This window comes from Empedobacter sp. UBA7611, from assembly GCF_002484365.1.
Taxonomy (GTDB): Bacteria; Bacteroidota; Bacteroidia; order Flavobacteriales; family Weeksellaceae; genus Empedobacter; species Empedobacter falsenii_B.
Genome location: NZ_DLJR01000004.1, coordinates 1 through 11,076 on the forward strand (window position 1 = coordinate 1; position 11,076 = coordinate 11,076).

Below are 11,076 nucleotides of genomic sequence, written 5' to 3' on the forward strand. Positions count from 1 at the left end.
TTTTTACTGTAAATTGGAGTTGTGCAACAGTTACCCTTGTTACCTGCTGGCCGTCTTTTCTTTATGCTTGTCTGCTTATTTTATTTTTTTTTAAGCGTTGGCAATATTTTAAAACAATTTTTTTAGGGTTGGAAAAGCAAGCTCTTTTGCAATTTTTGGCTTTGTGCGGTTGGCTTGTGCGAATTGCAAATGTGCTTGCTTTAGCGTTGGCTTATTATTCTTCCAAGTTCATTTGCGAACGAATTTGAGTGATTTCTTGTATCAGTTCTTCCTCTGTCGGAATGTACAATTTGTATTTTGTCGCAAATAGTTTTTGATTGTCGTTTAGAACGGAATAGCGAACTTCTGCTCGGTCTTTTTCCTCGCAAAGTATAATTCCGATTGTTGGGTTATCGCCTTCGGTTCTTTTCATTTCGTCATACATTCTTACATACATATCCATTTGTCCAACGTCTTGATGTGTGAGTTTCCCGATTTTCAAGTCAATCAAAACAAAGCATTTTAAGATGTAGTTATAAAATACCAAGTCGATATAGTAATGTGAAAATTCTGTATTGATGCGTTGTTGACGAGCTACAAAAGAAAATCCTTTTCCAAGTTCCAATAAGAATTTCTGAATATTATCTATAATCGCTTGTTCGATTTGGTTTTCGCTGTATGTCTGCTTCTCTTTTAAATCGTAAAAATCCAAAACAAGTGGGTCTTTCAGTATAAAATCTTGCGGATTTACAGCCAATTGTTTTGAATTTTCTGTATTCAGTTCGTTCAAAGTTTCTTTATGTGTCGAAATCAGTCGCTCGTAATAATGTTTGTCCACTTGTTCGTCCAAAAAGCGTGTATTCCAAGCATTATCAGCCGCTTCGTTCATATAAACTTCTCTTGCTTTCGGATTTTCGACCCGAATTAGCGAACGATAATGTGTCCAACTCAATTCTTTACGCAGTGCGTAAACATTTGGAAATTGCTGGTAAAATTTACGCATATTGGTCAGATTTGCATAGGTAAAACCTTTGCCAAACTCATTTTGTAAGCGTTCTGAAACTGACTTTAACAAACCTTTTCCATACTTGGCATATTGCTCTCCGTCTTGTTCTTCCACAATTTTTTGCCCAATGTGCCAATAGGTTTCAACCATTGTAAAATGGGCCGTTTGATATACTTTCTGACGAGCGTTGAGTATCAATTCTCTCGAAAATTGATACAAATTACTGTTATATGCTAAGTTTTGCTGTTCATCCATAAGACAACAAATTTAAAAAATATTGTCCTAAAGAATGATTGTAGAACGTGATTACTTTTTCGTTACATCAATTTTTTATTGCTTGGCTTTTCCGATAGAGTATGAAATCAATCCATAAATCAAAAACAAAATTCCGTTTACAATGATATAGCTTGCTTCCTTGAAATCCATAAACGAAAATACAATATTACTGATTAAAGCAAGGCCAAAGAAAATTGCTGAAACGGTTCTTATCAACGAGGTGGTTCTTGGTAATGTAAAACTAACTCCAATGGTCATCGTTAAGGTTATTATCAAAAAAAATAAACTGCCAAAAGTCAGCAAGTCTTTGTTTACACTTGTATTAAAGGCAAAGAAACTGTAAGCGATTAAACCGCTTACAGCTATTGCAATGATTGTTTTTATAAAATCTAATTTCATAATTTTAAATTGTTGGTGGTGGCGGAACGGATGAAAATACATTAGCAAGTTCAGGAACATTACTTGCCAATTCCCAAGCCGACATTCCCTCTTTCCAAACGTGATGCTGTTGTGTAAACTGTCCGTTTTGTACGGATAGTTTCAGTTGTTCAATTGTAAATTGTCCTAATTGTTGTCCGTTCAGTGCAACGTGATAGGTTGATACAGGCGGTGGTGGCGGTGTGTTGTTCATATTGTTCATCATTCCACCCATTTGGTTACCCATTGCTCCGCCAATTCCCATTCCTACCATTAGTCCCGCTGCATTTAATCCGCCTCCGCCACCTAAATCTACATTGCCCATTCCCCCAAGATTTTCGGCTGCAGTTTTTAGCACATCTGTTTGTTGATTGAGCTGATGAACGGCAAAGTTTTTACCTTCAACACCCATTTCCATATCTTTTCGTTGGATACGTGTGGTTTCGGATAGGTTTTCTATTTCAATATCCGTTTTGGCTTCGGCAAATTTCGTTTGTTGGTCGGCAGTTGTCTTTTTGAGTTGTTGATAATGCGGATGCTCTTTATCTAATTCAATTGCTCCAATGTCCAATCGTTTTAGATTTACGCCAAAATGGTCTTCCAAATCGGTTTTTATTTTGGATTGGATGATGTCGCTTATTTCGTCAATTTTTCTTTCAATTTGCATTACAGGAATATTATTGTCCTGTGGAGTATTTAAGATAACCGATTTTGCTTTTCGCTGAAAAAAATCTTTGATTTGCTTTTTGAAATCGTCTAAATCAAAATTAACCAAACGGTTGAGTTTGATAAAGTTTTTGTAGTCAGTCAAATTAAAAGTAAGTGTACCACGAACGGCACAAGGAACACCTAAATCTATAAATCTCGGGTCGTACAAATCAAAATACGGAATACCGAATTTGATTTGTACATTTCCCGAAAGATTGATGAAATAAATTTCTGCCTGAAATGGCGAACTTCCACCAAATGCTGTGCCTACAATGTTTGTAAGAATAGGGAAGTTGGCTGATTTTATAGTTTGGTCGTGCGGACCGTGTATAAAATCCTGCATAGAACCGTCATTTTGTTTGTAGAAAAATACGGCAAGTTCTCCGTCTTTTACTCGCAAACTACTTCCGTAGCGTATTGCATTTTCTTTGTTGGTAGAATTGGCAGAGCCTGACGGTCGCCATTTCCAAACCAAATATTCTTGTTCATCACAACGAATTACGTCCATTAATCCGCCTTCTGACTTTTTGCTGAATAAGCCCATTTCTGAAATTGTTTTTTTGGTTTATAATGAATATTCACTTTCTATTTCTGCTCGTTTATCTTCGGGCATTTGGTTATTTATCGCTTTTTTCTTTTCGATGAAATTTTTGAATGTTTCTCTTTCGATGCTTTCCAAATCCCAATCGGAATTCGGACTTATTTTAGTCCATCTTAATTTTTCAAGCTCCATCTTTAATTTTGAATATTCTTTATTTTTCAATAAAGGTTCTAAATCCTCTAATTTTTCAGTCAGTTTTGAAAGTTGGATTTTACTTTTGATTTCTACTTTGTGTTTGTTATCTACTTCGTCCAACAATTTTTCTGCCTCTTCGTATTGTTTATTCTCTATTAATTTTTCGGCAGAATTTGTTACAGAAGTGTAGGTATTGTTTCTATTGTCGTCTATTTTTCCAGAGATGATATTCCAAATGACAAATCCTAAAATAATTATAATTCCTGCACCCAAAACCCGAAACACTTTTTTTACATTTTCTTTTGTGATGTTTCTTGCATTTTCTACAATATTTTGTATTTCGGCATAGGTTTTTGTGTCGTTTTTCATAGAGATTGTCGCTTTGGAATTAATCTGCTCTATCTTTTTTAACCATATTTTATTCCAAGCATTTTTGTATTTGGTGTCTTCCGAAAATATCGTCAGATAAGATGACGAATTGATTTTACTTGCAGAAAGTGTCAGAAATTCCAAAATATTTTCCTTTGAAACAGGTACAGGATAATTGAGTACCAATTCTTCTTTTCTGGCATCAGTAGTTGACCATTTCGCTGGTTTTGCAGTAGAAAGAATAAGTTGGAATCCTTTGATAAAAATTAAAACAGGCCAAAAGAACAACCATAACAAAACAGTTCCAATCCCGATATTACTTTTAGAGCTTTGTTCATACAATGCTGTTGTTCGAGTTGCTTCTACTTCATCAAGTTTTTCAAAAAACTTAATCACGCTTCCCGATGCTTCTATATTTCTAAATTCAGTACCACAATCCGAACATTTTGTAGCAAAACTTTCTGCTATTGCTCCGCAGGCAGGACATTTTTTTACATCGCCCAACTTATCCGATTTTGGAGAAGCTGCGGTTTCTGTTGTTTTGTTTTTTGTCTTTTCAAAAATTCGTACTTCCAAAACCATTTCAAATTCGTCAAGGTCAATTCCTTCGGCTTCAGCTTTTTTGAACAAGATTTGTTTTTCTTTTTCGGTTAATTCTCCGTCTGCTAATGCCAGTTCAATGAGTTTTTCTATTTGTTCGCTGTACATATTATTTTTTAGATTTGGTTACTACTTTTTTATACTCGACAGTTTCTTCGGTTTCGTAATTTATCAAAACCAATTTTGTAGGTGTTAATTCGCTGATTGTCCATACATCGTCAAAACAACCGCTACATTTCACGAACAAACCAACAAGGTCTATTTTGTGATCTTTGTGGTTATATCTTTTAATTTCGTAAGGCAAACCTTGTTCTAAAGTACCTTGCTGAAACTTCTGGAAAAAGGACATTTCTTTTACTGTAAAGCTGTGGTTCTTATATTTTGGTGAGATACAAGTCCACTTGCCTTGAATGTTTTGGTAATCACTTTTTATCTGGGTTTGAGCTGAAACAAACAAGCTGAAAAACAATACGAAAAGTGTAGTTGTTATTTTCATTCTGATTAGTTTTATAAAAATCGGACAGAAGAGTTTCTCATCTGCCCGATAGCTTTTTAATACATACTTGATGCTGCTTGTGTTAATTTGGCTTGGATTTTAAGGAATTTAGCCATTTGAGCCGAAGACATTTCGCTTTCTGCCTTCTCCATTTTCTCTGACAAATCGGTTGCCTTTTCCATATATTCTGCATATTCGGTCATTGCAGATACATCTCCGTCTTTGGCTTTTTTCATCAATTTGATGTATTGGTCAACGTATTCTTCGTAACTTTTTAGGTACTCATCAATATTATTATTCCCTTTTGGGGTAGAAACAACTTCTTCTTTTTCTTCGGAAATTTCATTTGTTGGTCCGTCTGTAATTTCTTCTGTATCAAAAGAAGAAGTTTCCATTTCGGTTGTCGGCTCGTCAAAAGAAGTTTCTTTTTCCGTTTTGTTTCCACACGCTGTGAATGTTAATGCGATTGTCGCAAGAATTGCTAATTGTAAATTTTTGATGTTCATTTTATTTATGTTTATAATGTTAAATATTCTGATTTATATAGTATAGAAATACAGTTTTTCAGCAAAAGTATAATACGATACTGGTGTTTCCTTACGGTTTTCCGTAAAGTGAATATTTTAGGGTGGAATTTTTTGGAGTGGAGTAGTGTATGTTCTTTTTCTGTTCATTTGGACTTTCGGTATTACTTCGTTGTGCCGATGTCCTACAAAAAAAACGTGGGACAGTTGCAAACTCGTAAGTAAGGGAGTCGAAGCCCTGAGAACAAAGTAAAGCAAAAGCCCACGCCGTAGCGTGAGCGTTCTGACTAAACTTCCCTGTTCTCTATAAAATTTCGACTTTTTACTTACAGGTAGCGTAGCAAACGCAATATGTTATTTTATAATTTTATCTTTTCGTTTCTATAATTTTTTTGTTTTTAATTTTTGCAAATATAATAAATATTTATGGTCTTGTTTTTAGAGCGTTGGCAAAAAAATGGCTCTTTTGGTTTTTTGAAGCATTGGCTTGTGTGTCAGCAAAAACCAAATGTGCCATTTATGCGTTGGCTAAAATTGTTTTAAAATGTGCGTTGGCAAAAATAAAAATAACTTCAGCGGTTGTTTTCTGTTAAATTTTCCGAAGTTTCGATTTAAGACGGCTGTTAAAATCGGCTTGCAGGTAACGTTTCGCGGCTTTAAGAAGTTGGGGATTTGGTAAGCCCGAACTTTCGGTTAATCGCGAACCTCAAAAGTACAAAACAAAGTTTAAATTAAAGACTAAAACCCCAATTTCTTAAAACCGCTGTTATAAGCCGTTTTTATTTTTTTTACAATGTCACTTGTTTATTTGTGTTTATTTATGTTACTTTGTGTCAAATTATGAATTATGGACAACAATTTTTTAACTGTCGATGATGTTGCTAAAACATTAAAAATAACTAGACAAACTGTTTCTAAGTATATACAAAAGAAAGAGTTAAACGCTGTGAAAATTAATAAAAGTTATAGAGTTTCTTATCAGGAATTTGAAAATTTCTTGTCAACTAATTCTATGGTTTCTGAACCCGAAACTTTGTATTTAAAGAAAAGTCGTAATTGTTATTTAGACTATGAAGGTAAATCAAATGAAACTGAAATACTCAACTATAAGCCGTTAGGTTTTTTGCAATCTATTAATGATGAAAATCAAAGTTTGTCAAATAAAATGATTTTTGGAGATAATTATTATGTTTTGAAAGCATTATTACCAAAGTATAGAAATAAAGTTGATTTAATTTATATTGACCCACCTTTTGGAACAGGTTTAAATTTCTCAAATATTGAAAACGACCTTGCTTATTCAGATAAATTAGTTAATAGTGAATTTTTGGAGTTTATTAGAAAAAGACTTTTTTTGTTAAGAGAATTTATGTCTGAAAATGGAAGTATCTATTTACATATTGATAAAAAAATTGGTCATTATGTTAAAATAATTATGGATGAAGTTTTCGGTTACGAAAACTTTATAAATGATATTACTAGAATAAAATGTAATCCAAAAAATTTTTCAAGAAATGCTTACGGTAATTATTCAGATATGATATTATTTTATGCAAAAAATAGAGATAAAAATATTTGGAATGAAATAAAAGAGCCTTTAACAAAAGAAGAAGAAATTGAAAGTTTTTCAAAAATCCATCCTGTTTATGGAAGATATACAACAAATCCAATTCACGCTCCAGGAATTACAATTGATGGCGATACTGGAAAAGAATGGAAAGGAATATTACCACCAAAAGGCAGACATTGGCGATATAGTAGAGAAGAGCTTACAAGGTTAGACGATTTGGGTTTAATAGAATGGTCTGAAAATGGAAATCCAAGAAAGATGGTCTTTGCAAATGAACATAAAGGGAAAAAAGTCCAAGATGTTTGGAATTTTAAAGACAAAGGTCTTTCATATGTTGATTATCCAACACAAAAGAATCACGATTTGTTGAAAAGAATTATTTTAAATTCTTCAAATAAAGACTCTCTTATTATGGATTGTTTTGCAGGTTCTGGAAGTACACTTTTAGTTGCCAATCAATTAAAAAGAAATTGGATTGGTATTGATAATTCTAACCAATCGTTTGATGTAATAAAACAAACATTTAAAAAAGATAACGTTAAGTGTAATTTTTATGAATATGTTTCTATTGATTAAGAAATTGATTAAAATATTCTTCTAATAGTATTGCACTAACAATATCATATTCTGATTCTTGAATGTTTACAGCTTCTTTATTGTTTACCAAGCGATGATTAATATTAAATAATGACCAAGGAAAACCATCAACTACACCTATTCTGATTACGTCGCCTCTCTGGTTTCTACAGAATTTTAATACTTCTTGTACTTGTTTTTCTTGGTTTCCGCCTGGTTGCCCAATCCATTTAGCTTCACCAATAATTAATTGATTATTCACTTTTGCAATTAAATCAGGTCTTTTGTCCAAGTTTTGATTTAAAATTTCATTGATATATTGCTTTCCAATTTCTTCTGATGCATCAAGGATACATATTCCATTTGTTGATTCTTGAAAAAGGTTAAGTGGTAAAAGAGTAAATCTTTGTCGTAACCAAGCATTAAACATTGGACCCATTTGAGTGTTTAATTTTGGTGCTGCTTCAAGTCTGACAACAGTTTCTTCCGCAGTCATTGAATATAGTGAATTAGCTATTCTCTGAATTTGAACAGGATTATTTTCGTTGCAACCTTCTATGTTTTTAAGTAAATACCAAATTGGATCTTCGTATGGAAATTTGGTTAACGTTTTAAGAATTTCAATTAATTCATTTGTTCTTCTAGACTGATGAGCATTTATTATTCTTCGTCTTACACTTGCTTCAAGTCTCTCTGGAGAAGCAATCTGAAAAGGATAAACTTCAAGAATTTGGTCTAGATAGTTAGTGTCTTTGAATAAATTTATACTTTTTAAAACCCACTCGTTTAGTTGCTCTGGATTATTTTCTATGTCGATTGTTCTTTCCATAATTTTCTTAAAAGTCCGCAAGTTAATAAAAATAATTAACAGTTTCGTTTTTCAGAAAATGGCTTATAACGGTTCGGGGCTTTGCGAAGTGGCGGCTTGAATTGGACGATAGTTCAATTTAGCCCGATACGTAGCAAAAGCCAATTTTCATTTGCTAATATATGAAAAAAGCCAATAAAATTGGCTTTTTGCGGAATTGAAAGCTGGAACTTTCAATTTAGCCTTAAACCCGCCATTTTGCAAAACCCATGTTATCTGTAGTTTTTATTAATCTTTAAGCCAAAAACTAGCTATAAATAGAGTAAACCCAAGTAGCATTAATAAAAATCCTACTAAAAGTGATATTGTATTTATTTCGGGTCCTGGAAGAATTGTCCAAGCAAGTCCATTTAGTATAAAACCAATTATAAAGCTTAAAACTGAAATGATAAATCCTTTGGTTCTAGTTAATTTTATCATCCTTCTGTTACATTAACCTTAATTACTTTATTGTTTTTGTTGAACGTAATAATTAAAGTTCCTGTGTTTATTCCCTTTCCAGAATAACCAAGGTAATAATAAAATTCATTTTGAGTTTCAGTTTCAGGTTTTCCAAGTAACTCAATTATTTCTTTCTTAGTTTGTCCTTCAAGTTTGTTATTATTACGTAAATCATTCATCATACTCCATCTTAAATTCCAATTTTCTTCGGAATCTATATTTTCGGTTTTCCATCTTTCAGAGTTAAATTTTTTGTGAGTTATTTTCCCACAAGAAATTAGAAGATTTGTAATTATCAAAAATAGAATTAATATTTTTCTCATTCCTTTTTGTTATGGGATATTCAGTAAAATTACAGATAACATTGTTTTTTCACGAAACTGATCTAGCTTTTGTTTCGTAAAAAATCACCTATATCTGCATTTCGTAAAATTAAAAACAAATATAATTATTTTTTTGTAAATTAGACACTTACTAAAATAAAATTCATGTATCACGAAGTAATTTGATGTAAAATGTAATAATGAATGTATGGATAGCGAAACAATTCTAAAAACGTTGCAAAATCGATTAAAATTACAACGATATGCAAACAATACCATAAAATCGTATTGTGGTTACGCTCAAGTTTTCTTAGAGCAGATGGAAAAATACAATAGATTAGATGAAATTCCTATTTCAGAAATCGAATTGTTTATCAATACAAAAGTAACTCAAGAAAATATCAGTGTTTCCTATCAACGTTCTTTGGTTGGGGCAATTAAAAAAGTATTTGAATTAGTTGAAAATCAGAAAATCGAATTAAATTATCTTTATCCAAAACGAAAAGTTAATAAATTACCAACTTTCTTTTCTCAAGAAGAAGTACGAAATTTATTAAATGCAACAGAAAATTTAAAACATAAAGCTATTCTTACAATAATCTATAGCTGTGGATTGCGACTAAGCGAATTGATAAATTTAAAAATTGCAGATATAAAATCAGAAAGTAATTTACTTCTTATTCGTCAAAGTAAAGGTAACAAAGATCGTATAGTTGCTTTGCCAGATAAACTTTTGCTATTATTGAGAGAATACTATAAGGTTTATCAACCTAAAGACTTTTTGTTTGAAGGCGCAAAAGGCGATCAATACAGCGAAAGAAGTGTCCAATTAATTTTAAAAAACGCTATGAGTAAAGCTGGCGTTTTATCAAAAGGCAGCGTACATACATTAAGACATTCCTATGCTACTCATCTTATAAAAAGTGGAATTGATGTTCGTGTAGTTCAAGAATTATTAGGTCATAACGACATTAGAACTACCATGATTTATACGCACATTACAGATATTGATAAAAAATCTACACCAAGTCCTTTAGATTTTTTGTGATAATTTGTAAAATCTAACATATTATTTTATCTCAACAACCTTCACCACTTCACTTTTCAATACTTTAGTGCCTGCCTCATTATAAGTCTGTTCTACCGTAACTTTAATTCTGTCGTATTGTGGAATTGGAAAGTTTAATAACTCACCAATATTTTTGTACCCGAATGCTTTTGCTAAAAGAGTGATGTGACGGGTGCTATATTTATGTTTTTCACGATAATTTTCAACATTACCAATGAAACTTTTCGCTAAACCCATTTTAAGACTAAGGGTTTCTTGTGAAAACTTTTCCTTTATTCTTAGTTTCTTAATATGTTGGATTAACTCAAAATCAAATTGAGTAGTTTCAAATTCAAAATATTTTATCATTTTATTAAAATATTTTACACCAATATATTGGTGTGTTAAAAAATATTGTTATATTTGTATTAGCGATTTGATAATTAGACTTTTGATAGTCATAATTAAACGATGTGACTCGATTCCAAAACGACCAATTTTCCATCGAGAACACCGTGAAATTGCTCCATGTCTCAAAAGTTTTGTACTTTCGTATATGGCATGTGAGCGGTTCTCACGTTAGCTTTAGGTGGAAACTTTATTATCCTCGGATTTTAAAGACGGGTTTGGTCGCCCATGGATCTAAGGTGTGAGACTGCTCCTTGCTTTTTTTGCAAGTATATCTTCATACACGAGAAACATCGTTCCATAAAACCCAACACAAAATGAGAACGAAACAATTTCCATTCATCCGTAAAAAACCACCAGACAAAGTCTGTTCGTTTTTTCCATTCTTTTAAAGAACAATTCTCCGTTTTATAACATTTAACGGAACGTAAAGAAAAGGTTCCCCTTTCTTTACTCGCTCTCTATCTGAGCCTCGGTAATGAGACTTTGACAGTTAGGTTATACTCTTTTTTTCGCAAATTAAAAGTAAACCCTTTCATATCATTTTCCAAATTTATTGGGGCTACTACCTGTTATTTAGATATGAGACGTGAGTTTATAGTATTGAGAGGATTGTAGTATGTAATAAGTAGTATGTAAAATTTATTTGACATTAAGGTCAAGAATGAGATTCTTCGACGGGTTCCTTTAGATTTGAAAATCTTAAATTATAGTATAAAAAGAAGAGAAAA

At 32.2% G+C, this 11,076-nt stretch carries 12 protein-coding genes; 3 read left to right on the forward strand and 9 right to left on the reverse strand.

Annotated elements, in window-relative coordinates:
- Positions 1–248, forward strand: a 248-nt coding sequence (locus tag B3R94_RS00590; RefSeq protein WP_291097900.1) for a hypothetical protein, incomplete at its 5' end; no start/stop codon positions are given.
- Here the strand turns inward: B3R94_RS00590 and B3R94_RS00595 are convergent.
- The 6 genes from B3R94_RS00595 to B3R94_RS00620 all read right to left on the reverse strand — a co-directional run bounded on the left by B3R94_RS00595 (position 215) and on the right by B3R94_RS00620 (position 5,093).
- Positions 215–1,240 carry a PDDEXK nuclease domain-containing protein gene (locus B3R94_RS00595; RefSeq protein WP_165131316.1) on the reverse strand — a complete coding sequence of 342 codons (1,026 nt, stop codon included), beginning with the start codon at positions 1,238–1,240 and terminating at the stop codon, positions 215–217. The two genes, B3R94_RS00590 and B3R94_RS00595, sit on opposite strands and share 34 nt — an antisense overlap.
- 75 nt (positions 1,241–1,315) lie before the next feature.
- Positions 1,316–1,660 (reverse strand): hypothetical protein, encoded by a 345-nt coding sequence (locus B3R94_RS00600; RefSeq protein WP_291097904.1) that lies wholly within the window; start codon positions 1,658–1,660, stop codon positions 1,316–1,318.
- A gap of 4 nt (positions 1,661–1,664) precedes the next feature.
- Complete coding sequence (locus B3R94_RS00605; protein WP_291097907.1) at positions 1,665–2,930, reverse strand: SPFH domain-containing protein; 1,266 nt, start codon at positions 2,928–2,930, stop codon at positions 1,665–1,667.
- A gap of 21 nt (positions 2,931–2,951) precedes the next feature.
- The gene (locus B3R94_RS00610; RefSeq protein ID WP_291097910.1) at positions 2,952–4,199 is read right to left on the reverse strand and encodes a hypothetical protein; all 1,248 of its coding nucleotides are present in this window, start codon (positions 4,197–4,199) and stop codon (positions 2,952–2,954) included.
- A 1-nt stretch (position 4,200) separates the two neighbouring features.
- Entirely contained in the window at positions 4,201–4,587 is a 387-nt protein-coding gene (locus B3R94_RS00615) for a hypothetical protein (RefSeq protein ID WP_165131328.1), read from the reverse strand.
- A 56-nt stretch (positions 4,588–4,643) separates the two neighbouring features.
- A complete protein-coding gene (locus B3R94_RS00620) occupies positions 4,644–5,093 on the reverse strand; it encodes a DUF6591 domain-containing protein (protein WP_291097914.1) in 450 nt (149 codons plus the stop codon).
- Positions 5,094–5,958: 865 nt separating this feature from the next.
- On the opposite strand from B3R94_RS00620, the gene B3R94_RS00625 reads away from it, so the two are divergent.
- A complete protein-coding gene (locus tag B3R94_RS00625) occupies positions 5,959–7,257 on the forward strand; it encodes a DNA methyltransferase (protein ID WP_291097917.1) in 1,299 nt (432 codons plus the stop codon).
- On the opposite strand, the gene B3R94_RS00630 is transcribed toward B3R94_RS00625, so the two are convergent.
- The gene (locus B3R94_RS00630; protein WP_291097920.1) at positions 7,247–8,086 is read right to left on the reverse strand and encodes a hypothetical protein; all 840 of its coding nucleotides are present in this window, start codon (positions 8,084–8,086) and stop codon (positions 7,247–7,249) included. The genes B3R94_RS00625 and B3R94_RS00630 overlap by 11 nt on opposite strands.
- Positions 8,087–8,541: 455 nt before the next feature.
- The gene (locus tag B3R94_RS00635; RefSeq protein WP_291097921.1) at positions 8,542–8,889 is read right to left on the reverse strand and encodes a hypothetical protein; all 348 of its coding nucleotides are present in this window, start codon (positions 8,887–8,889) and stop codon (positions 8,542–8,544) included.
- A 208-nt stretch (positions 8,890–9,097) separates the two neighbouring features.
- Between B3R94_RS00635 and B3R94_RS00640 the strand changes: the two genes are divergently transcribed.
- Complete coding sequence (locus B3R94_RS00640) at positions 9,098–9,937, forward strand: tyrosine-type recombinase/integrase (RefSeq protein WP_221854646.1); 840 nt, start codon at positions 9,098–9,100, stop codon at positions 9,935–9,937.
- 21 nt (positions 9,938–9,958) lie between these two features.
- Here B3R94_RS00640 and B3R94_RS00645 read toward each other — a convergent pair whose 3' ends face one another.
- Positions 9,959–10,306: a helix-turn-helix domain-containing protein gene (locus B3R94_RS00645; RefSeq protein ID WP_260544314.1), complete on the reverse strand. Its 348-nt coding sequence runs from the start codon at positions 10,304–10,306 to the stop codon at positions 9,959–9,961.
- Positions 10,307–11,076: the final 770 nt, after the last annotated feature.

Excerpts from the sequence above, each read along its gene's own strand:
- B3R94_RS00610 (WP_291097910.1), bottom strand. The coding sequence starts at position 4,199 with ATGTACAGCGAACAAATAGAAAAACTCATTGAACTGGCATTAGCAGAC.
- B3R94_RS00630 (WP_291097920.1), bottom strand. The coding sequence starts at position 8,086 with ATGGAAAGAACAATCGACATAGAAAATAATCCAGAGCAACTAAACGAG.
- B3R94_RS00615 (WP_165131328.1), bottom strand. The coding sequence starts at position 4,587 with ATGAAAATAACAACTACACTTTTCGTATTGTTTTTCAGCTTGTTTGTT.
- B3R94_RS00635 (WP_291097921.1), bottom strand. The coding sequence starts at position 8,889 with ATGAGAAAAATATTAATTCTATTTTTGATAATTACAAATCTTCTAATT.
- B3R94_RS00645 (WP_260544314.1), bottom strand. The coding sequence starts at position 10,306 with ATGATAAAATATTTTGAATTTGAAACTACTCAATTTGATTTTGAGTTA.
- B3R94_RS00640 (WP_221854646.1), top strand. The coding sequence starts at position 9,098 with ATGGATAGCGAAACAATTCTAAAAACGTTGCAAAATCGATTAAAATTA.
- B3R94_RS00625 (WP_291097917.1), top strand. The coding sequence starts at position 5,959 with ATGGACAACAATTTTTTAACTGTCGATGATGTTGCTAAAACATTAAAA.
- B3R94_RS00600 (WP_291097904.1), bottom strand. The coding sequence starts at position 1,660 with ATGAAATTAGATTTTATAAAAACAATCATTGCAATAGCTGTAAGCGGT.
- B3R94_RS00595 (WP_165131316.1), bottom strand. The coding sequence starts at position 1,240 with ATGGATGAACAGCAAAACTTAGCATATAACAGTAATTTGTATCAATTT.
- B3R94_RS00620 (WP_291097914.1), bottom strand. The coding sequence starts at position 5,093 with ATGAACATCAAAAATTTACAATTAGCAATTCTTGCGACAATCGCATTA.
- B3R94_RS00605 (WP_291097907.1), bottom strand. The coding sequence starts at position 2,930 with ATGGGCTTATTCAGCAAAAAGTCAGAAGGCGGATTAATGGACGTAATT.